The following is a 21466-nucleotide window of genomic DNA, read 5'->3' as shown; positions in this document are numbered from 1 at the left end:
GAGCGGTTCAGAGCGTCAGACGGTCCACCACACGGTCGTGTCGGCGGGAACCACCGCGTGACCGTCACCGTGCTCGATGCCGTCGGCGGCCGAGCTGGTCAGCAGGACCCGCCCCGGCACGGTCATGCGCACCGCGGCGCCCGTCGTGTTCGCGACGCACACGAACGCCTCGCCGGCACCGCGCGGCTCCCGCCGGAACGCGAGCACGCCCTCGGGCGCCGCCAGCCACTCGACACGGTCGCCCGCGCCGAGCGCCGGGTGCGCGCGCCGCACGGCCAGCGCCGAGCGGTACATCTCCAGGGTCGAGCCGGGCACCCCGGTCTGCGCCTCCACGCTCAGCGCGCCCCAGCCCGCGGGCTGCGGCAGCCACGAGCCGCCCGCCCCGAAGCCGTACGAGGGCCCGTCGACGGTCCACGGGATCGGCACCCGGCATCCGTCGCGGAAGCCGTCCTGCCCGGCCGCGCGGAAGAACGACGGGTCCTGGCGCACCTCGTCGGGCAGGTCGACGACGTCGGGCAGGCCGAGCTCCTCACCCTGGTAGACGTACGCGGAGCCGGGCAGCGCCAGCATGAGCAGGGTCGCGGCGCGGGCGCGGCGCAGGCCGAGCGCCGGATCCGCGGCGACCCGCTGCTGGGTGCCGAGGCCGGGCGGGTTGGCGTAGCGCGTGGTGTGCCGGGTGACGTCGTGGTTGGACAGGACCCAGGTGGCGGGGGCACCGACGGGACGCATGGAGTCGAGCGAGCGGTCGATGATGTCGCGCAGCTCGGCCGCGTCCCAATAGGACGACAGGTACTGGAAGTTGAAGGCCTGGTGCAGCTCGTCGGGGCGTACGTAGTGCGCGGTGCGCTCGACGGTCGGGGTCCAGGCCTCGGCGACGAAGATCCGCTCGCCCGCGTACTCGTCGAGGATCAGGCGCCAGGCGCGGTAGATGTCGTGCACGCCGTCCTGGTCGAAGAACGGCATGACGTCGTTGCCGAGCAGCTTCAGCTGTTCGTGCGCGCCGAGGTCGGGCAGGCCCTCGGCCTTGACGAGGCCGTGCGCGACGTCGATGCGGAAGCCGTCGACGCCCATGTCGAGCCAGAACCGCAGGATGGAGCGGAACTCGTCGCCGACGGCGGGGTGTTCCCAGTTGAGGTCGGGCTGCTCGGGGGCGAAGAGGTGGAGGTACCACTCGCCGTCGGCGACACGCGTCCAGGCGGGACCGCCGAAGATGGACTCCCAGTCGTTGGGCGGCAGTTCACCGTTCACGCCCTTGCCCGGACGGAAGTGGTAGCGCTCGCGCAGCGGCGATCCGGGTCCTTCGGCGAGGGCCCGCTTGAACCATTCGTGCTGGTCGGACGAGTGGTTGGGCACGAGGTCGACGATGACGCGCAGGTCCAGGCCGTGCGCGTCGCGGATCACGGCGTCCGCGTCGAGGAGGGAGCCGAACATCGGGTCCACGGCACGGTAGTCGGCGACGTCGTAGCCGGCGTCCGCCTGGGGGGACGCGTAGAACGGGCTGAGCCACACCGCGTCCACGCCGAGGTCTCTGAGGTGCGGGAGCCGGGCGCGGATGCCTTCGAGGTCACCCATGCCGTCGGCGTTGCTGTCGGCGAAGCTGCGCGGATAGACCTGGTAGATCACCGCGTCGCGCCACCAGCCGGTGGACGCCTGCGCGGGAACGGAGGTCGAGGCGGAGGCCGCGCCGGCCTGCGCCGTGTCGGCAGTGTGCTGACTCATGGTGTCCTTGCTGCGTCAGGGGTTTGCGTGCGGGGGGGCGGGCGGAGCGGGCGGGCTCAGCCCTTGGTTCCGCCCGCCGTGAGGCCGGTGACCAGGTTCCTCTGGACAAGGTAGAAGAACGCGGACACCGGAATGGCGATCAACACCGCGGTCGCCGCCATGTAGTTCCACTGCGCGTCGTGCTCGCTGACGAAGCTGCGCAGGCCCACGGCGAAGGTGTACTTCTCGTCGTCGAGCATGAACGTGGAGGCGAAGGCGACCTCGCCGAACGCGGTGATGAAGCTGTAGAACCCGGCGACCGCGAGGCCCGGCTTGGCCAGCGGAACGATGAGGCGGGCGAAGGTGCCGAAGGGCGAGAGCCCGTCGATGCGGCCGGCCTCGTCGATCTCGTACGGGATCGTGTCGAAGTAGCCCTTGAGGAGCCACGCGCAGTACGGCACCGCGGTCGAGCAGTAGACGAGGATGAGCCCGCCGTACGTGTCGATCAGGCCGAGGTCGCCGAGGATCTCGTACATCGGCACGATCAGGACGGCGATCGGGAACGCCTGCGTGAGCAGCAGGGTCCACATCAGCTTGCGGTGGCCGGGAAAGCGCATGCGCGACACGGCGTAGCCGGTGGTGGCGGCGAACAGGACGCCGACGACCGTCGTGCCCAGGGACACGATCAGCGTGGACTCGAGCCACTTGAAGAAGTTGGTGTGCTCCAGGACGAACGAGTAGTTCGCGAGGGTCGCCTTGTCGAGGATGCGCCCGGGGTGGAGGTAGTCGTCCTTGTCCGGGCCGAGCGACAGATAGACCAGCCAGGCGATCGGGAACAGGGCCGTCAGGCTCGCGACGCTCAGCACGCCGTGCGACAGGAACGTCGCGAGGCGGCTGCGCTCGCCGCGCCGGCGCACCCGGCGCGGGCGGACGGCTTCGGTGACCGGCTGCGCGCCGGCCGCCGGGGTGTCGACGGTCGTGGTGCTCATGGAGGCGGCTCCTGCGGCGTCAGGCGAGCTGCTCATTGCGGTTCAGCCAGCGGTAGTAGAAGGAGGTGAAGACGGCGAGGAGCGACAGGAGCAGCACGCCGTACGCGGCGGACTGGGCGTAGTCGCGCGGCTGCTGGCCGAAGCCCAGGTAGTAGGCCCAGGTGACGAGGATCTGGGCGTCGGGCGCGGTGTTGCCGAACAGCAGGAAGACGACGTTGAACTGGTTGAACGTCCAGATGACGCCGAGCAGTACGACGGTGGAGCTGACCGACCTGAGGCCGGGCAGTGTGACGTTCCAGAAGCGCTGCCAGGGGCTCGCGCCGTCCATCTCCGCGGCCTCGTAGAGCACCGGGTCGATCGACTGGAGGCCGCCGAGCAGCGACACCATCATGAACGGCACCCCGCACCAGGTGTTGACCAGGATGGCGGCCGACCGCTGGAAGAAGGCGTCCTCCAGCCACTGCGGCTGCGGCAGATGCAGCGAGCCGAGCACGGAGTTGATGATCCCGGAGTCGGACAGCATGATCCGCCACGAGAACACGGTGACGAACGTCGGTACGGCCCACGGCAGGATGAGCAGCAACCGGTAGAAGGTGCGCCCGCGCATCTTCTGGTTGAGGAGCATCGCGAGGCCGAGCCCGATGACGTAGTGCAGGGCGACGCAGAGCGCCGTCCACACGATCGTCCAGATGAAGTGCGACCAGAAGCGGTCGTAGGAGGTCGGGCCCCACAGGATGTCGGCGTAGTTGTCGAACCCGATGAACCGGTACGTGGCGTCGATGTGGTTGACGCCGATCGTGCGTGCCGAGTTGAGGCTGTCGGCGTCGGTGAGGGTCAGGTAGAAGCCCCGTACCAGGGGATAGATCACGAGGACCCCGAGCACGACGACGACCGGCGCGATCATCGCGTACGCGTACCAGTGCCTCTGGTACGAGCGCCGCAGGCGCTCGAGCGGGCCGGGGCGCGGCGCGCGGCCGCCGCGCGTCTTGGCGGCCGTGCTGTCGACGGCGACTGTCATGGTTCGGCACCTTCTGGGGATCGGCTGCTCAGTGCGTGCGGCGCGGCGCCGCCGGTTCCGCCCGCCCCCTCGCGGGCGGAACCGGCGGCAGCCGTCACAGAGGGGTCACTTGCTGAAGTCGGGGACCAGCTTCGCGAACGAGGTCCGCGCGTTGCCGATGCCCTTGTCCAGGGACTCCTTGCCGGTGGCGACCTTGGGCCACTCGGTGTCGAGCGGGGCCCACAGCGAGCTGTACTCGGGCAGTTCGGGGCGCGGCTGGGCGGCGGTGAGGACCTTCTGGAAGCCGGCGATGCCCGGGTCGGTGACGACCTTCGTGGTGTACGCGTCCTGGCGCGTGGGCAGCGTCGAGTTCTTCAGGGCGATCTGCTCCTGCGTGGCCGCGGAGGTCATCCACTTCACGAACTTGAGCGAGGCCTCCTGGTGGGCCTTGTCCGAGCCGGCGTAGACCGAGAGGTTGTGGCCGCCGGTCGGGGCGCCCGCCTTGCCGGTGGAGCCGGCCGGGACGGTCGCGATGCCCAGGTTCTCCTTGTCCTTGAACGCGGAGCCCTTGTAGAAGTTGGTGATCTCCCACGGGCCCTGGATGATCGCGGCGACCTTGCCGTTCACGAACGCGTCCTGGATGTGGGCGTACGCGTCGGCGGTGGCGTCGGCCTTGTGCAGGCCCTTGCCGTCGAAGAGGCCCTGCCAGGCGGTGAGGCCCTTCTTGGCCTCGGGAGAACCGATGGTGATCTTCTTCGCGGAGGCGTCGACGGTGTCGCTGCCCTCGCCGTACAGGAACGGCATGGAGTAGTAGCCCTGCGTGGAGCCCCAGTAGCCGTCGACGCCCGTCTTCGACTTGATCTTGGCGGCGTCGGCCTTCAGGTCGGCCCAGTCGGCGGGCGGCAGGTCGATGCCGGCCTTCTTGAAGAGGTCCTTGTTGTAGACGAGGGCCAGGGTGTCGGTGACCAGCGGCGTGCCGTAGGTCTTGCCGTCGAACTGGGCCTGCTTGATCAGGCTCGGCTGGAACTTGTCCTTCTCGGCGAGGGCCTCGGTGCCGTCGAGCGGCAGGAGGTAGCTCTTCTTCGCGAAGGCCGGCGTCCAGCCGACCTCGGCGCGCAGCACGTCGGGGGCGCCCTTGGAGCCCGCGGCGGTGTCGAACTTGTTCTGCGCCTGGTCGAAGGGGACGTTGACGTATTTGACCTTGATGCCGGAGTTCGCCTTCTCGAACTCCTTGACCAGGGCCTTGTACGTCGGTGCCTCGTTGGTGGCGTTCGACGTGTCCCACCACGTGATGGTCACGGGCCCCGACGCCTTGTCGCTGCCGCTGTCGCTTCCGCCGCAGGCCGTCGCCGCGAGGGCGAGGGACGCCACCAGCGCGGTGGCCGCTATGCCACGCCGCATGAGATCTCCTAGAGGGTGAAAGCCCGAAGTGGTGGGAGACGGTCCCGTCCGTACCCCTTGCCGACTCGCCGACCGCACCTTTGCCGCCGCCGGGCGACGTGAACGTAACAGCGTTGCAAGCACGACGAAAGACCTTGCAGAAAAATATTGCAAGGAGATCCAGTCGGTTATCGGTCTGTGACCTGCGCTCCGGCGGATGTGGGCGCGTTGACCGGCCTGACAGGCCAAGGATGCCTTGTGCAAGAATCTGCAAGCTCTTGCTACACCGGGCCGGCGCGGGGATCATCGGAACCCCATGGGCCCCACGCGAGCCACATGCCAGTCAGACGAGGGAGCGCCATGACGCAGCAGTCCGCAGCGGGCCGTTCAACTGCCCGCACGCGGCGACCGGTTGACGGTGGGCAGTCCGACGCGCGACCGGTACAGTCCCATCCCGTGACCGCGCGACTGGCCGACATCGCAGCGCAGGCGGGGGTCAGCGAGGCGACGGTCAGCCGGGTGCTCAACGGCAAGCCGGGGGTGGCCGCTGCCACCCGCCAGTCCGTGCTGGCCGCGCTCGACGTCCTCGGCTACGAGCGGCCCGTGCGGCTGCGCCAGCGCTCCGCCGGACTGGTCGGCCTGATCACGCCGGAGCTGGAGAACCCGATATTCCCGGCCCTCGCCCAGGTCATCGGCCAGGCCCTGACCCGCCAGGGATACACCCCGGTCCTCGCCACCCAGACCCCCGGCGGCTCCACCGAGGACGAGCTCACGGAGATGCTCGTCGACCGGGGCGTCTCCGGCATCATCTTCGTCTCCGGGCTGCACGCCGACACCTCGGCGGACATGCAGCGCTACGAGCAGCTGCGCGCACAGGGCGTGCCGTTCGTGCTGGTGGACGGCTTCTCGCCGAAGGTGCAGGCACCTTTCATCTCGCCGGACGACCGGGCCGCGATGCAGCTCGCCGTCACCCACCTCGTCTCGCTGGGCCACACGCGGATCGGGCTCGCGCTGGGCCCGAAGCGGTTCGTGCCGGTCCAGCGGAAGATCGAGGGGTTCGTACGCACGATGCAGGACCTCCTGCCCCTGCCCCCGGAGGAGATCGAGCGCGATCTGGTGCAGCACTCGCTGTACACGCTGGAGGGCGGCCAGGCCGCGGCCACGGCGCTCATCGACCGGGACTGCACGGCGATCGTGTGCGCCAGCGACATGATGGCCCTCGGTGCCATAAGGGCGGCACGACAGCGGGGCCTCGACGTCCCGACCGACGTCTCGGTGGTCGGCTTCGACGACTCCCCGCTGATCGCCTTCACGGACCCGCCCCTGACCACGGTGCGCAAGCCGGTCCCGGCGATGGGCCAGGCGGCCGTCCGCACGCTCCTGGAGGAGATCGGCGGGACGCCCGCGCCGCACAGCGAATTCGTCTTCATGCCCGAACTGGTGGTCCGCGGTTCAACCGCTTCGGCTCCGGGGGACCGTCCGGCGCGCCCAGGAAGTGCCTGACGATTCCCGGCGGGTCAAGGAGCCGCGACGCCGCGGGGAGTCGTCGGACACCCCCTAGGGCCTGTCGTCACATTCCCGTCGTCCGCCCGAGGGGCGGGCCCGGCGGCGTCTGGTGCGTGCGATCGCAAGGCGCCGGAGAGCCCTTGTAGCGGAGCTACCAGGGCTTTTCGGCAACGCCGCGAGCGGGCGTGCCAGACGCCGCCGGGCAGACGGGAATTTGACGACAGGCCCTAGGCGATCGGTCCTCCGCAGGGCGTAGAGCGTGCGGGGATGACCCACCCGGGGGATGATCGAGCGGGGGGCCGGAATCTGGCAGACTCTGTCTCTATGGGTGAATCGACCGTGACGACACTGGAAGGCCAACAGGGGCCCACCACCTCACCCATGGCGGATGACCGCCGCGATGGGCGGGGACTCCTCGGCCGTATACGCGCACCGCGTCGCCCCAGGCTCTGGTTCGAGATCCTGCTGATCGCGGTGAGCTACTGGACGTACTCCCTGATCCGCAACGCCGTTCCGGAGCAGCGGTCGCAGGCTCTGAGGAACGCCGACTGGATCTGGCGCATGGAGCACCATCTCTCCATCGCCGTGGAGCAGAGCGTCAACCACGCCGTGAATTCGGTGACATGGCTCATCGTCGGCATGAACTACTACTACGCGACACTGCACTTCATCGTCACGCTCGGTGTACTCGTCTGGCTGTTCCGCTACCATCCCGGCCGCTACGCGGCGGCCCGGACGGCGCTCTTCGCGACGACGGCGGTCGCCCTGGTCGGCTACTACCTGTACCCGCTCGCCCCGCCCCGCCTGATGAGCGGCGGGCACTTCGTCGACACCGTCAGGGTCCACCACACCTGGGGCTCGATGGCGTCCGGCGACCTGAAACACATGTCGAACCAGTACGCGGCGATGCCGTCCATGCACATCGGCTGGTCCCTGTGGTGCGGCCTGACGATCTTCGCCCTGGCCTCGGTGCCGTGGGTGCGGGTCCTCGGACTCCTGTACCCGGCGCTGACCCTGGTCGTCATCGTCTCGACCGCGAACCACTTCTGGCTGGACGCGGTGGGCGGCATGGTGTGCCTCGCGTTCGGCTTCACGGTGGCGCGGCTCTGGTACGGGGCGCTGCCCTACACCCTGCCGCGCCTCGTACCGGCGCCCGTCTCGGCCGGGGTCAGTCCCTCCGGTACGTGAGGTGACCGCCGACCGCCGTCAGGCGGACCGGCGCCTTTGCCACCTCGTCGGCCGGAGCTTCGACCGGGTCGATGCCGAACGCCGTGAGGTCGGCCCGCAGACCGGGGACGATACGCCCGCCGTCCTCGCCGGCGGCCAATGCCGCGTGTGACGTGCAGCCCTCCAGCGCCATGAGCCCCGTGAGCCCCTGCGCGGGCCCGGCGGCGCCCTCGGGAACCCTGGCCATGGACAGGACCCGGCGCACGTCGTAGTGCGCGATCGGCCAGTCCGAGCCCAGCGCGAGCACGGCGCCCGCGTCCCGCAGGTCCCTGATGCGCCAGGCGCGCGAGGCCCGGTCCGTCCCCAGGCGCTTCGACCACTCGTCGCCGTGGTCACCGCGGGTGTACGCGGTGTGCGGCGGCTGCATCGACGCGGCGACGCCCAGCGCGGCGAACCGCGGGATCGTGTCGTCGGGGACCGTCTCGATGTGCTCGATCCGATGCACGCCCCGGCCGCTCTCGCCCAGGGACTCCACGGTGTCCAGGACCTGCCGGACGGCCGCGTCCCCGATCGCGTGGGTCGCCGTGCCGACGCCCGCCGCGTGCAGGTACCGCACCGCGTCCGCGTACGCCTTCGGGTTCGGCCAGAACGCGTCGGTGCCCTGGCCGTGACAGTCCGCGTGCTCCAGCCAGGCGGTGCCGCCCTCGACGGTGCCGTCCATGAAGAACTTCACCCCGCCGACCCGCCAGTGCCGCCCGGCCTCGCGCTGGAGGGCGATCAGCTCGTCCAGGCCGGCCCGGTCGACGCCGGGCATGCACCAGGGCGCGAGCCGCAGCCGCAGCGGCAGCACGGCCTCCTCCTCCACCGAGGCGAGCAACTGCGGGACGTCACCGTGGCCGAGGTCCATGACGTGGGCGCCGGTCAGGCCCGTGGCCGCCATGTCGGACAGCAGCGCGAGCAGTCCCGCGCGGCGCTCGGCGAACGAGGGCCTCGGCATGACGGAGAGCATCAGGTCCATCGCGGCGTGTTCGACGAGGTGCCCGGTCGGGCGTCCGTCCGCGTCGCACACGATCTCGGCGCGCTGGACGAACTCGCGCGGCCCGGTGATCCGGGCCGCCGTGAGCGCGGCCGCGCTGGCCAGCGCGGAGTGCCCGTCGTAGAGGCGGACGAAGGCGGGCGCGCCGTCGAGGACGTCCTCGATCAGGGCGCGGTCGACGGCGCGGCCGCCGAACGCGTTGTGGTCGAGCCCCCAGGCGACGATCCAGCCGTCGACGCGGGGCGCCGAGCGCAGGGCCGCCCGCAGCTCGTCCAGGTTCCGCACGCCGGACAGATCCGTTCCGGTCGCCATCTCCAGGCCCCACACCGGGTGGCTGTGCGCGTCCACCAGGCCGGGCACGAGGGTCGCGCCCGTGAGGTCGACGCGTTCCGTGCCTGGTCCGCTCCAGTCGCGTACGACGTCCTGGGTGGCGCCCACGGCGGCGATCAGACCGTCGCGGACGGCCACGGCGGTCGCCTCGGGGCGCGCGGGGTCGAGGGTGCGGACGCGGGCGCCGGTGAGGAGGAGGTCGGCTGCGGGCATGGGAGTGAACTCCGTTCGGGGTGGGGCTGTGTTCCGGGGGGGCGGGCTCTGCGGCCTACGCGTCGGCGGACGGTTCCGCCGCGAAGCGCTCGTACACGTCCGGCCTGGTGCGGCGCAGGCGCCGGGCGAGGGCGATGCCGAGGACGAAGACGGCGGGGGCCACGGCCATGAGGATCAGGTTGACCAGGGAGGACGCGCCGGTGAAGAGGTCGAGGTGGGTGCAGACCAGCACGATGGCGATGCTGAGGAGCACCGTCGCCGCGATCGGCGCGACGACCGTGCGCAGCACGCCCTCCTCGTGGGTGATGCGGCGGAAGTAGAACGGCACGGCGATCGCGGCGAGCAGCTGGAGCGCCATCAGGCCGATCATGCCGGGGGTGTTCACCCACAGGAGCAGCTGCGCGTACGGGTCGGCGCCCGCGGCCCAGAAGGCGAGGACGACGGCCGCGCCGAGCACGGTCTGCGCGATGCCGGCGATGTACGGGGAGCGGTGCCGGGCGTGGACCGTGCCGAAGGCCTTCGGCAGGACGCCCTCCTCGGCGAGCGCGAGCCCGTAGCGGTTGATCGCGTTGTGGAAGGCGAGGAGCGAGGCGAGGACGCTGGTCACGATCAGGATGTGCATCAGGTCGGCCGCCCAGCCGCCCACGAACGTGGTGATGGCGGAGAAGAACAGGCCGGCCGGGTCGCTGCCCGCCGCCTGGACGACGTGGGCGTCGCCGAAGGCCTGGATGACGGTCCAGACGATGAACGCGTAGAACAGGCCGAGGAACGCGACCGCGATGTAGGTCGCGCGGCGCACCGTGCGGCCGGGGTCGCGGGCCTCGCGGCGGTAGATGACGGTCGACTCGAAGCCGGTGAACGCGGCGAAGGCGAAGGCCAGTACGGCGGCGGTGCCGGGGACGAGCACGTTGCCCGGCGCGAAGGACGCGGCGGACAGGCCGTGCGCGCCGCCCTTGAGGAGTACGCCGCCCGCGAGCAGGACGAGGATGCCGGTCTCGGCGCAGAGCAGGACGCCGAGGAGTTTGGCCCCGAAGTCGATGGACCGGAAGCCGCCGTACCAGATGAGCACGAGCCCCGCGAGGGACACCGGCAGCCAGGGGATGTCGATGCCGAAGAGGGCGTGCAGGGTGTCCTGCGTGGCGGTGCCGAGCAGCCCGTAGACGCCGATCTCCATGCCGTTGTAGCCGACCATGGCCAGCAGGGCGGCGCCGATGCCGACGGAGCGGCCGAGGCCGCGCGTGATGTACGCGTAGAAGGCGCCGGCGCTGCGGACGTGACGGCTCATCGTGGTGAAGCCGACGGCGAAGACGGCGAGCGTCAGGCCGGCGAGGAGGTAGCCGACGGGGGCGCCGATGCCGCCGAGCGCGATGGCGAACGGGGCGACGCCCGCCATGACGGTGAGCGGGGCGGCGGCGGAGACGACGAAGAAGGCGATGTCGGCTGTGCCGAGGGTGCCGGCACGCAGGGTGGGCTCCGCGGCGGTCGCGGTCGCGCTGTCCTGTGTCTGCGGTGAGGTTACGGGCATGGAGCGGGAAGCCCTTCTGGCAGCGGGGGACGGGGTCCCGGAGGCGTCGCCCCGGTGATCGGGAACGAAACCTAAAGGCTTTCGGTTTCGGCAATGTAGCCTCCCTCTGGGCATTCGGGAAGACCTCAGATTCGGAGCGGGCACGATGGGACGGCCGAGCAAGCCACTGCTGGACAGGGAGCGGATCACCACCACCGCACTCGAACTCGTCGACGAGAAAGGCGACTTCAGCGTTCCGCGGATCGCCGCGAAGCTCGGCGTCCGGACGGGATCCGTGTATCACCATGTGGACGGCCGGGACGGGATCGTGGAGCTGCTGCGCGAGCGGGTCGCCGCCGCGATCGACCCCGCGACGCTCGCCCGCGACGAGCGGCCGTGGGCCGAGGCGCTCGCGGACTGGGCCCGCTCCTACCGGGCCGCCTTCGCCGCCCACCCCAAGGCGATCCCGCTGCTCACGACGTCACCCGTGCGGGCCCAGCGCGTCCTCGACCAGTACGAACTCGCGGCCGGGCGCCTGCTGGACGCCGGGTTCGCCCTGCCGGACGTGATGCCGGTGATCATCGGCCTGGAGAACGTCGTCCTCGGCTCCGCCCTGGACATGGCGGCGCCGGAGGCGATGTGGGAGCTGGCCGACGAGACGGCGACGCCGCGCCTGGCGGCGGCCCTGGCCGCGATGGGCACGGGCCGGGCCGACGCCGCGTTCGAACTGGCGCTGACCGGGTTCCTCGCCCACGTGTCCACGCTGCGGAGGTGACCCGCGCGGGCTGCGGACCCGCACGGGCTACGCCCCGTAGAAGCGCTCCTCCATCACCGCGCGCGCCCGGCGGGTCATGCGGCGGTAGTCCTCCAGCATGTCGCCGACGTGGCCGGGGTCGTAACCCAAGTACCGTCCCACCGCCGCGAGCTCACGCCCGTCGGACGGGAACGTGTCGCCGGGGCGGCCGCGCACCAGCATGACCGCGCCGCGTACGCGGGACGCGAGGACCCACGCCTCGTCGAGGATGGCCGCCTCCTCGCCCGGGATCAGCTCCGCCGCGCACGCCGCGGCGAGCGCCTCCCGGGTGCGGGTCGTGCGCAGCCCCGGCTCCGCCCACCCGTGCTGGAGCTGGAGGAGCTGGACCGTCCACTCGACGTCGGAGAGTCCGCCGCGGCCCAGCTTCGTGTGCAGCGTCGGGTCCGCGCCGCGCGGCAGCCGCTCGGACTCCATGCGCGCCTTGAGCCGCCGGATCTCGCGCACGGCGTCCTCGCCGAGCCCTTCGGCCGGGAACCGCAGCGGGTCGATGAGGTCGATGAAACGCCGCCCCAGGTCCAGGTCGCCCGCGACGGGTTCGGCCCGCAGGAGCGCCTGCGACTCCCACACCAGGGACCACCGCCGGTAGTACGCCTCGTAGGACTTGAGGGTGCGCACGACCGGCCCCGACTTGCCCTCGGGCCGCAGGTCCGCGTCGATGAGGAGCGGCGGATCCGCGCTCGGCAGGGCGAGCAGCCGCCGCATCTCGGACACGACGCGGTTCGCGGCCTTCGCGGCCTCCTGGTCGTCGACGCCCTCGCGCGCCTCGTGCACGAACAGCACGTCGGCGTCCGACCCGTAGCCGAGCTCGTGTCCGCCGAACCGCCCCATGGCGATGACGGCGAACCGGGTGGGCAGCTCGTCCCCCCACCCCTCGCGCACGACGGCCCGCAGCGTCCCGGCGAGGGTCGCGGCCGTGATGTCGGAGACGGCTCCGCCGACCCGGTCCACCAGGGCGCCCTGATCGGCCTCGGCGGGCGTGTCCTCGGTGCCGTACGAGGCGATGATGTCGGCGGCCGACGTACGGAACAGCTCACGCCGCCGCACTCCGCGGGCCGCGGCGACGGCCTGCTCGGCGCCGTCCGCACGCCCGACCGCGGCGAGCACCTCCTGCTCCAGCTGGGCGTGCCCGCGCGGTTCGAGGCCCCGCGGGTCGCCGAGCAGGGCGACGGCCTCCGGCGCGCGCATCAGCAGATCGGGCGCGAGCCGGCCGGCCGAGAGCACGCGCGCGAGGTTCTCCGCGGCCGCGCCCTCGTCCCGCAGCAGCCGCAGGTACCAGGGCGTCTTGCCCAGCGCGTCGGACACCTTGCGGAAGTTGAGCAGCCCGGCGTCCGGGTCGGCGGAGTCGGCGAACCAGCCGAGGAGCACCGGGAGCAGCGTCCGCTGGATCGCCGCCTTGCGGGTCACGCCGGACGCGAGCGCCTCCAGGTGCCTCAGCGCGGTGCTGGGGTCGTGGTAGCCGAGGGCGACGAGCCGCTCGCGCGCCGCCTCGGTGCTCAACCTGGTCTCACCGGAGGCGAGTTGGGCCACCGCGTCGAGCAGCGGCCGGTAGAAGAGCTTCTCGTGCAGGCGGCGCACCACCGAGGTGTGGCGGCGCCAGGCCCGGTGGAGTTCGGTGATCGGCTCGGTCCGCATGCCCATGGAGCGCCCGGTGCGCCGCAGGTCCGCGTCACCCTCGGGGACGAGGTGCGTACGCCTCAGCCGGTAGAGCTGGATGCGGTGTTCGAGGGTGCGCAGGAAGCGGTAGGCGTCGTCGAGCTGGACGGCGTCGACCCGCCCCACGTACCCGCCGTCGGCGAGGGCGGCCAGCGCGTCCAGGGTGGTACCGCTGCGCAACGAGAGGTCGGCCCTGCCGTGCACCAACTGCAGGAGCTGTACGGCGAATTCGACGTCCCGGAGCCCACCGGGCCCCAGCTTCAGCTCCCGGTCGACCTCGCCGGCCGGAATGTTCTCGACGACGCGCTTGCGCATCCTCTGCACGTCGGGCACGAAGTTCTCGCGCTCGGCGGCCTGCCAGACGAGGGGCGAGAGCGTCCTGACGTACGCGTCGCCGAGTTCGAGGTCGCCTGCGACGGGCCGCGCCTTGAGCAGCGCCTGGAACTCCCAGGTCTTGGCCCAGCGCTGGTAGTAGGCGAGATGCGAGGAGAGCGTCCGCACGAGGGGGCCGTTGCGCCCCTCCGGGCGCAGGTTGGCGTCGACGGGCCAGATCGTGCCTTCGACGGTCGTGTCGGAGCAGATCCGCATCAGGTGCGAGGCGAGCCGGGTCGCGGCCTGGATCGCCTTGCCCTCGTCGGCGCCCTCGACGGCCTCGCCGACGAAGATGACGTCCACGTCGGAGACGTAGTTGAGTTCGTGGCCGCCGCACTTGCCCATCGCGATGACCGCGAGCCGGCACAGGGCGGCGTCCCCCGGCGCGTCCGCCTGCGCCATGGCGAGGGCCGCGCGCAGGGTGGCCGTGGCCAGGTCGGCGAGTTCGGCGGCGGTCTGGGCGATGTCGGTCGTCCCGCACACGTCACGGGCGGCGATCGACAGGAGGCAGCGCCGGTAGGCGACCCGCAGGGAGTTCGGGTCGCCGGCGTCCGCGAGGCCCCGCTCGAACTCCTCCACACCGGGGTGCAGGTCGGACGGCTCGTAGGTGACGAGGGCCTGCCAGTCCAGCGGGTGCCGGGCCAGATGGTCGGCGAGCGCCTCGGACGCGCCGAGGACACCGAGGAGCCGGTCGCGCAGGGGCTTGGCCGTGATGAGCGTGTCGAGGAGCTCCCGGCGCTCGGGGTCACCGGCCTGCGCCTCGACGAGCCGGACGAGCCCGAGGAGGGCCAGATCGGGGTCGGCGGTGGCGCCGAGGGCGTCGAGGAGCAGCGGGTCGGAGCGCACGGCGGAGAGGTCCGGCACGTCGAGGAGCCGCTCGGCTGCGGACGGATCCGTGAAACCGTGCCGCAGCAGCCGCGTGAACGTACTGCTCCTGCGCCCTTGCGGCACCGACATCGCACGGCCTCCTGTTCGATCACGCACTGGTCCAGAGCCTAAGGCCTGTCCGGCGGATCAGGCCGGACTTGGGCGGCCGCACCCACTCACCCGGCATGATCCGCCGGACAGGCCTCAGGGCTTCGCCGGTGAGTTCCGCCCGCGTGCGGGGTCTGCCCTTTGACGGGAGCATCGGGGGAGCGAGAGGCGGATCATGACGAACGCGGATCCTGCGGCCCGGGCGGACGGCCGGTGCACGATACGGCCGGACGGGCGTCGGCGCTTCGCGCGGCCGGCACACCCGCACGTCGAAGAAGGCAGTCGAGAACCGCAGCCGGAAAGGGCACACCATGGACTGGACCCTCGAAGTGGTCGTCGTACCCGTATCGGACGTCGACCGGGCGAAGGACTTCTACGCGAACGGACTCGGCTTCAAGGTCGACGTGGACCAGGTCGTCACGGAGGGCGTCCGCATCGTGCAGCTGACGCCGCCGGGGTCGCGCTGTTCGATCGCCCTGGAGCAGGGCCTGCCGGGCGCGCCGGGGCAGCGGGCGATGCGGCCGGGGTCGCTGACCGGCATCCAGATGTGTGTGACGGACATCGACGCGGCGCGGGCCGAGCTGCTGGAGCGGGGGGTGGACGTGAGCCCGGTGCAGCACGTGGGGGCCACGGGCTGGGAGGACGGACCGGGCGACATCTGGAACTCGTTCATGTTCTTCGCCGACCCGGACGGCAACGGCTGGACGGTGCAGCAGGCGCCCGCCCCGCTCTCGGAGCGCTGAGGGTTCACCCGCCCTTCACATGTGCGTGGGCCGGGGGCATCTTGGCGTGTGCATGCTCTAGCCGCACCGCCGCCGTCTCTCCCCCACCGGAGGTCTCACGTGCCCGGCAGATCACTGTTCCGACGCGGCCGCACCGCGGCGCTCGCATCGGCCTTCGCCCTGACCGCCGCCGCGGTCGCGCTCTGGTCCGGCGTGGGCGGCTCGTCCGCGCAGGCCGCGGCGGGCGTCCCCACCCCGGACCACACCGTGGTCGTGGTCTTCGAGAACCACGCCTACAACCAGGTGATCGGCTCCTCCAGCGCGCCGTACATCAACAGCCTCAAGACGAACGGCGCCAGTCTCTCGGCCTCCTACGCGCTGACGCACCCGAGCCAGCCGAACTACTTCGCGCTGTTCTCGGGCGCCACCCAGGGCATCACGGACGACAGCTGCTACACGCCCGGCTTCTCCTCGCAGCCCAACCTGGCCTCCGAGCTGATCGCCGCCGGCAAGACCTGGGGCAGCTACAACGAGGGCCTGCCGAGCCAGGGTTCGACCACCTGCTCGTCCGGTGACTACGCCCGCAAGCACAACCCGTGGTTCGGGTTCAGCAACGTCCCCACCTCCACGGCGAAGACGTTCGCGCAGTTCCCCTCGGACTACTCGACGCTCCCCCAGGTCTCCTTCGTGGTCCCCGACCTGTGCAGCGACATGCACGACTGCTCGGTGTCGACCGGTGACACCTGGCTGAAGAACAACCTCTCCGCCTACGCGACCTGGGCGAAGACGCACAACAGCCTCCTCGTCGTCACCTTCGACGAGGACAACCGCCTGGCCGGCAACAAGATCCCGACGGTCCTCTACGGCCAGCAGGTCACCCCGGGCGCCACCTCGGCGACCACCTACAACCACTACGACGTCCTGCGCACGATCGAGGACATGTACGGCCTCCCGCACGCGGGCAACGCGGCGTCGGGCAAGGACATCACGGGCATCTGGGCGTCCTGACATGTACGTAGCGGACAGCCGCCCCCAAGCTCTCGACTCCGCTCGAGCAGGGGGGACCCCCATCGCGGCGTCCGCGGAACCCGCCGCCCGGCCACCGGCCGGGCGGCGCGGCACCGCGATCGCCCCCACGGTCCTGGCCCTCGGCTCGGTCAGCCTGATCACCGACGTCTCGTCCGAGATGGTCACGGCCCTCCTGCCGCTGTACCTCGTCGCGGGACTCGGCCTCTCCCCCCTCGGCTTCGGCCTCCTGGACGGCGTCTACAACGGCTTCTCGGCGCTGGTGCGCCTCGTCGGCGGCCACTTCGCGGACCGCGGGGGCGGCCGTCACAAGACCGTCGCCCTGTTCGGCTACGGGCTGTCGGCGCTCTGCAAGCCCCTGCTCCTGCTGGCCGCCACGCTTCCCACGATCGGCATGGTCCTCGCGGCCGACCGCACCGGGAAGGGCCTGCGCACCGCTCCGCGGGACGCCCTGATCTCCCTGAGCAGCACCCCGGCCACCCGCGGCAGGGCCTTCGGCGTGCACCGGGCGATGGACACGACGGGCGCCCTCCTCGGCCCCCTCGCGGCCTTCCTGATCCTGCGCGCGACGACGGACGGCTACGACGCCGTCTTCACCGTCAGCTTCTGCGTCGCGGCACTGGGCGTACTGGTCCTGCTGCTCTTCGTCCCCGGCCGGCACGCAGCCGGGCAACCGGCCGCCGGGGGCAGCCGCCCCGCGGCCACGCAGGGGACCACCAAGGGCAGCCGCCCCGCACCCGCGCGCCCCACCTTCCGGTCCGCGCTCGCTCTCCTGCGCCGCCGCGAAGTGCGCCGCACCACGGTCTGCGCCCTGCTCCTCGGCCTCGCCACGGTCAGCGACTCCTTCGTCTACCTGCTGCTCCAGCGCCGCCTCGGCGTCCCCGACCAGTGGTTCGCGCTGCTCCCCCTGGGCACGGCGGCCGCGTTCTTGCTCCTGGCGGCGCCCCTGGGGCGGCTCGCGGACCGCCTCGGCAGCTGGCGCGTGTTCCTCGCCGGCCACACGGCGCTCCTCGCCGCGTACGGCCTGCTGCTCTCCCCGTGGCACGGATCCGCCCTGCCGTACGCGGTCCTGGCGCTGCACGGCTGCTTCTACGCGGCGACGGACGGCGTCCTGATGGCGGCGGCCTCCACCGCCATCCCCCAGGAGCTGCGCTCGTCCGGGCTCGCCGTCGTCCAGACCGGCCAGGCGCTGGCGCGCTTCGTCTGCTCGATCGGCTTCGGCGCCGCCTGGACGGCGTGGGGCGACCGCACGGCGCTGGGCGCGGCCACGGTCGCGCTGGCGGCGGGCGCGGCGGTGGCGTACGCCTTCCGGCCCACAGTTCCCACACCCGCGGAGGTAGTACCCGCATGACGACACGTCACAGGCTGCTCGTCCTCGTCGCCGCGGTCGTCGCTCTCGCGGCCGTCGCGACGGCCTCCGTCCGGCACGCGGCGGCGCGCGCCGACCGCAGGAACGAGGCGCACGCGGGCGGCCCGGTGGTCACGGCGGGCCGGGTGACCCTGCCGGCCGGGGCCACCGACACCCCCCGCCACCTCGTCTTCCGCAACATGGCGTGGGGCCCCCACCGGGACGAGCTCACCACGGTCCCGGCGGGCCGACCGGACGCGCCCCGCACCGCGTCGGGCGTCAAGTGCCTGCGTTTCTACGCCGCTTCGGGCACGGCCGTCTGCCTGCGGGCCGAACGGGGCGCGATGCAGGACACGTACACGGCACGCGTCCTGGACGCGCGGCTCAGGGAGAAGGCCCACTACGCGCTCCCGGGCATCCCGTCCCGCGCCCGCGTGTCGCCGAGCGGACGGTACGCGGCGTGGACGGTGTTCGTGGGCGGCGACAGTTACGCGGGCACCGACTTCTCGACACGGGCGGCGATCGTGGACACCCGCACGGGCCGCCTCACGCCGACGCTCGAGGACTTCCGCGTCGTCAAGGACGGCCGGACCTACCGCGCGGCGGACATCAACTTCTGGGGCATCACGTTCGCGGCGGACGACCGCCACTTCTACGCGACGCTCGCGACGCACGGCCGGACCTACCTCGTACGGGGCGATCTGCGCACCCGCACGCTGACCACCGTCCACCAGAACGTCGAATGTCCGTCCCTCTCCCCCGACGGCACCCGCATCGCGTACAAAAAACGCGTGAAGGGCCTTTCGGCGGACGCCCCTTGGCGGCTGTACGTACTCGACCTGCGCACGCTCCACGAGACGCCCCTGGCGGAGACGCGCAGCGTCGACGACCAGGCGGTCTGGAGCGACGCGCACACACTCACGTACGCGCTGCCGGGCGACTACGGCGCGGACCTCTACACCGTCCCGGCGGACGGCACAGGCACTCCGCACCGCCTCACGAAGGCCGCGGTGTCACCGGCGTACCTGTGAGGGACCGCGATCCGGAACCGCCCATACAGGTGGCAGGCGGGCCCGCCACCCGCGAGGCTGGGGCGATGGACATGACCCTGGAAGTGATTCAGCTGCCCGTGTCGGACCTGGACCGGGCGAAGGACTTCTACACGAACAAGGTGGGTTTCAGCGCGGACGTGGACCGCGAGGTGATGCCGGGCGTCCGGATCGTCCAGCTCACCCCGCCCGGATCCGGCTGTTCGGTGACGCTCGCCGAGGGCGTCCCGAACCCCACGGGCACCCCGCAGCCGGGCACGTACCACGGCCTGCAGCTCGTCGTCGCGGACATCAAGGCGGCCCACGCGGAGCTGACGGCGCGTGGCCTCGACGTGTCGGAGCCCCAGCAGTACGCCCCGGACGACGGCGGCACGTTCATGTACTTCACCGACCCGGACGGCAACGGCTGGGCGGTCCAGGAGTACCGCAAGCGCGCCACGCAGCCGCTGCACGAGCTGCTGCGCGAACAGCACCAGGGCTGAACCGGCTCACGGCTCCGGGATCAGCCGCACCACGGTCACGACCAGGATCGACCCGGACACGTAGTACCGGACGATGACGCCGCGCACGGTCGCCTCCCTGCGGTCCGCCCATCGGCCGATGGGGAGGGACCCGTGTCCGTACGGGTCGACGCCGAGGGTGCGTTCCAGCTCCGCCCTGAACGGCACGGGTCCGGCCATCTTCGCGAGGGTGTCGTCGGCGGGCGGGGCGTACGAGATGCGGTGGCGGCGGCGATGACGGTGGCTCACGCGGCTCCGGCCCTCTCCGCTTCCTCGCGGGCGAGCCGGTCCATGATGGCGTCGGCGGCCGGGTCGGGCACGGCCTCCAGCATCCAGTGCCGCATCACGGCGTGGATCTCGTGCACCCCGGCCGCGTTGATCTCCCGGTCGAACTCGTCGCGCCGGCCCTCCGGCAGGGCGTCGCGGATGGCGGGGATGCTGTTGGGCACCTCGACCTCGACCCCGTCGACGAGGGTCTTGAGCGGCTCGGCCATGACGCGCTCCCTTCTGGCTCCCCGACCACGGTAGCGACCGGGAACGACGCCGGGGGCGGTACGGCGGAGGGGGCGGTCGGCATCACGTGCCCCGCCCGCTCCCCGCCCGCCCCGGCAAGCCCGCTCAAGTGCCGTGCGGCACCGGCGGGTTCTTGCGCGGCTCGGTGGAACGGCCGAGCCCCGGGCACTCCGTCTTCTACTCCGAATCCGACTCCGACCGTGAAGGGTCAGCGATGCGCGGGCCGGAGCGACTTCACCAATGCCACCCCGGCGGGGGCGTTGCCGACGGGGATCGGGGAGCCCACGACCGCGTTGGTCCTGGTGTCGATCACCGACACGCTGTCCGAGCCGGAGTTGGCCACGTAGGCGCGACCGCGGAGGCCGTCGGTGGCCACCCAGCCGGGGCCGTAGCGGACGGGGATCTGGGAGCCGACGACCGCGTTGGTCCTGGTGTTGATCAGCGACACGGTGTTCGAGGCGGAGTTGGTCACGTAGGCGCGGCCGCGGCGGCTGTCGATGGTCACACCGGCGGGGAGTCCGCCGACGGGGATCGAGGGCCCGACGACCTTGTTGGTGTGGGTGTCGATCACCGACACGGACTTGGAGATGCCGTTGCTCACGTAGGCGCGGCCCCGGCGGCTGTCCATGGCCACCCCGGCGGGGCCCTTGCCGACGCGGATCGGGGAGCCCACGACGGCTTTGGCCTTGGTGTCGATCACCGACACGGACTTGGAGATGCCGTTGGTCACGTAGGCGCGGCCCCGGCGGCTGTCCACGGCCACCCCGACGGGCCCCTTGCCGACGCGGATCGGGGAGCCCACGACCGCTTTGGTCCTGGTGTCGATCACCGACACGGTGCCCGAGCCGGAGTTGGCGACATAGGCGCGGCCTCGGCGGCTGTCCACAGCCACCCCCGCGGGCCCCTTGCCGACGCGGATCGGGGAGCCCACGACCGCTTTGGTCCTGGTGTCGATCACCGACACGGTGCCCGAGCCGGAGTTGGCGACATAGGCGCGGCCTCGGCGGCTGTCCACGGCCACCCCGACGGGGCCCTTGCCGACGCGGATCGGGGGGCCGACGAGCGCGTTGGTCCTGGTGTCGATCACCGACACGGTGCCCGAGCCGGAGTTGGCGACGTAGAGGCGATCACCGCGCCGGTCCTTGTGCGGCGCCGCGAAGGCGTGAGGACCCGTGGCGGACAGGAGGGCGACGGAGGACGCCGCCAGGACGACGCTCAACAGGTCGAACCGCCGGCGCCGTGCGCGACGGCGTGGGGATGCGGGGACATCGCCTGGCAGAAGCCCAGGGAGAGTTCGGGACATTCTTCCTCCAGGCCGGTCGGCTCTCGGGGGCCGTCATGATGAGTGCGACGGATGAGCGGCAAAGAGCGTCCACGACCGTCACAGCACATCCTTTGGTCCGCCACGGTGTTCTGCCAGCCGGACTGCGCCGAACGTGACCGCTTGCCGGGACTTCTCCCCTGAGCTCGGGAACCTCAGCCACTCCGACACCTCCCGATGGGCGTCCTGGCCCAGTCTCGGAGCACGCAGCGGGGCCCCTGATCCGGTCACCCCTGTGCCGCTCAAGTGATCCGGGAGGCCTGTCCGGTGGGCCGGTCCGACGGCTCACGGCCCACAGAGGGCCCAGCCCACCGGCGCACGCGACGGGGCCGCCGGTCATGGACCGACGGCCC

General features: G+C 71.8%; 18 protein-coding genes. 8 read left to right on the top strand and 10 right to left on the bottom strand.

Features of this window, described 5'->3' with window-relative positions:
* Nucleotides 1–15 precede the first annotated feature (15 nt).
* The 4 genes from ACFC96_RS15350 to ACFC96_RS15335 form a co-directional block, all read right to left on the bottom strand.
* Nucleotides 16–1719 carry a glycoside hydrolase family 13 protein gene (locus ACFC96_RS15350; protein WP_376612627.1) on the bottom strand — a complete coding sequence of 568 codons (1704 nt, stop codon included), beginning with the start codon at nucleotides 1717–1719 and terminating at the stop codon, nucleotides 16–18.
* Nucleotides 1720–1775: 56 nt separating this feature from the next.
* Entirely contained in the window at nucleotides 1776–2687 is a 912-nt protein-coding gene (locus ACFC96_RS15345; RefSeq protein ID WP_376612625.1) for a sugar ABC transporter permease, read from the bottom strand.
* Between the two features lie 19 nt (nucleotides 2688–2706).
* Complete coding sequence (locus ACFC96_RS15340) at nucleotides 2707–3705, bottom strand: carbohydrate ABC transporter permease (RefSeq protein ID WP_376258916.1); 999 nt, start codon at nucleotides 3703–3705, stop codon at nucleotides 2707–2709.
* A gap of 105 nt (nucleotides 3706–3810) precedes the next feature.
* Nucleotides 3811–5085, bottom strand: a complete 1275-nt coding sequence (locus ACFC96_RS15335; protein ID WP_376258918.1) for an extracellular solute-binding protein — start codon at nucleotides 5083–5085, stop codon at nucleotides 3811–3813.
* A 435-nt stretch (nucleotides 5086–5520) separates the two neighbouring features.
* Here ACFC96_RS15335 and ACFC96_RS15330 point away from each other — a divergent pair, with 435 nt between their 5' ends.
* Together ACFC96_RS15330 and ACFC96_RS15325 are read left to right on the top strand one after the other, a co-directional pair.
* Nucleotides 5521–6567 carry a LacI family DNA-binding transcriptional regulator gene (locus ACFC96_RS15330; protein ID WP_376258920.1) on the top strand — a complete coding sequence of 349 codons (1047 nt, stop codon included), beginning with the start codon at nucleotides 5521–5523 and terminating at the stop codon, nucleotides 6565–6567.
* Between the two features lie 327 nt (nucleotides 6568–6894).
* Nucleotides 6895–7758 carry a phosphatase PAP2 family protein gene (locus tag ACFC96_RS15325; RefSeq protein ID WP_376612623.1) on the top strand — a complete coding sequence of 288 codons (864 nt, stop codon included), beginning with the start codon at nucleotides 6895–6897 and terminating at the stop codon, nucleotides 7756–7758.
* Here ACFC96_RS15325 and ACFC96_RS15320 read toward each other — a convergent pair.
* Together ACFC96_RS15320 and ACFC96_RS15315 are read right to left on the bottom strand one after the other, a co-directional pair.
* Nucleotides 7739–9316: an amidohydrolase gene (locus ACFC96_RS15320; RefSeq protein ID WP_376612621.1), complete on the bottom strand. Its 1578-nt coding sequence runs from the start codon at nucleotides 9314–9316 to the stop codon at nucleotides 7739–7741. The two genes, ACFC96_RS15325 and ACFC96_RS15320, sit on opposite strands and share 20 nt — an antisense overlap.
* Before the next feature lie 55 nt (nucleotides 9317–9371).
* Nucleotides 9372–10841, bottom strand: coding sequence for an APC family permease (locus tag ACFC96_RS15315; protein ID WP_376262591.1), 1470 nt, complete (start codon nucleotides 10839–10841; stop codon nucleotides 9372–9374).
* A 145-nt stretch (nucleotides 10842–10986) separates the two neighbouring features.
* On the opposite strand from ACFC96_RS15315, the gene ACFC96_RS15310 reads away from it, so the two are divergent.
* Nucleotides 10987–11595 carry a TetR/AcrR family transcriptional regulator C-terminal domain-containing protein gene (locus tag ACFC96_RS15310; RefSeq protein ID WP_376262594.1) on the top strand — a complete coding sequence of 203 codons (609 nt, stop codon included), beginning with the start codon at nucleotides 10987–10989 and terminating at the stop codon, nucleotides 11593–11595.
* 27 nt (nucleotides 11596–11622) lie between these two features.
* Here ACFC96_RS15310 and ACFC96_RS15305 read toward each other — a convergent pair whose 3' ends face one another.
* Entirely contained in the window at nucleotides 11623–14616 is a 2994-nt protein-coding gene (locus tag ACFC96_RS15305) for a bifunctional [glutamine synthetase] adenylyltransferase/[glutamine synthetase]-adenylyl-L-tyrosine phosphorylase (RefSeq protein WP_376262597.1), read from the bottom strand.
* Nucleotides 14617–14945: 329 nt separating this feature from the next.
* Here ACFC96_RS15305 and ACFC96_RS15300 point away from each other — a divergent pair, with 329 nt between their 5' ends.
* The 5 genes from ACFC96_RS15300 (at nucleotide 14946) to ACFC96_RS15280 (ending at nucleotide 19261) form a co-directional block, all read left to right on the top strand.
* A complete protein-coding gene (locus ACFC96_RS15300; RefSeq protein ID WP_376262600.1) occupies nucleotides 14946–15377 on the top strand; it encodes a VOC family protein in 432 nt (143 codons plus the stop codon).
* A gap of 99 nt (nucleotides 15378–15476) precedes the next feature.
* Nucleotides 15477–16364 carry an alkaline phosphatase family protein gene (locus tag ACFC96_RS15295; protein WP_376612619.1) on the top strand — a complete coding sequence of 296 codons (888 nt, stop codon included), beginning with the start codon at nucleotides 15477–15479 and terminating at the stop codon, nucleotides 16362–16364.
* 1 nt (nucleotide 16365) lies between these two features.
* Nucleotides 16366–17733, top strand: a complete 1368-nt coding sequence (locus tag ACFC96_RS15290) for an MFS transporter (protein ID WP_376612617.1) — start codon at nucleotides 16366–16368, stop codon at nucleotides 17731–17733.
* Nucleotides 17730–18761 (top strand): TolB family protein, encoded by a 1032-nt coding sequence (locus tag ACFC96_RS15285; RefSeq protein ID WP_376612615.1) that lies wholly within the window; start codon nucleotides 17730–17732, stop codon nucleotides 18759–18761. The genes ACFC96_RS15290 and ACFC96_RS15285 overlap by 4 nt, the downstream gene beginning before the upstream one ends.
* A 65-nt stretch (nucleotides 18762–18826) precedes the next feature.
* The gene (locus ACFC96_RS15280; protein WP_376262611.1) at nucleotides 18827–19261 is read left to right on the top strand and encodes a VOC family protein; all 435 of its coding nucleotides are present in this window, start codon (nucleotides 18827–18829) and stop codon (nucleotides 19259–19261) included.
* Nucleotides 19262–19267: 6 nt separating this feature from the next.
* Here the strand turns inward: ACFC96_RS15280 and ACFC96_RS15275 are convergent, their stop codons facing one another.
* The 3 genes from ACFC96_RS15275 to ACFC96_RS15265 form a co-directional block, all read right to left on the bottom strand.
* Nucleotides 19268–19459 carry a hypothetical protein gene (locus ACFC96_RS15275; RefSeq protein ID WP_100592578.1) on the bottom strand — a complete coding sequence of 64 codons (192 nt, stop codon included), beginning with the start codon at nucleotides 19457–19459 and terminating at the stop codon, nucleotides 19268–19270.
* 65 nt (nucleotides 19460–19524) lie between these two features.
* The gene (locus ACFC96_RS15270; RefSeq protein ID WP_376262613.1) at nucleotides 19525–19773 is read right to left on the bottom strand and encodes a hypothetical protein; all 249 of its coding nucleotides are present in this window, start codon (nucleotides 19771–19773) and stop codon (nucleotides 19525–19527) included.
* Nucleotides 19774–20000: 227 nt separating this feature from the next.
* On the bottom strand, nucleotides 20001–21011 hold the full coding sequence (locus ACFC96_RS15265; RefSeq protein WP_376612614.1) for a hypothetical protein: 1011 nt from the start codon (nucleotides 21009–21011) through the stop codon (nucleotides 20001–20003).
* Nucleotides 21012–21466: the final 455 nt, after the last annotated feature.

Source organism: Streptomyces sp. NPDC055955 (assembly GCF_042270245.1).
GTDB lineage: Bacteria > Actinomycetota > Actinomycetes > Streptomycetales > Streptomycetaceae > Streptomyces.
Note: the sequence above shows the minus strand (reverse complement) of the source record. Positions and strands in the feature narration are given on the sequence as shown.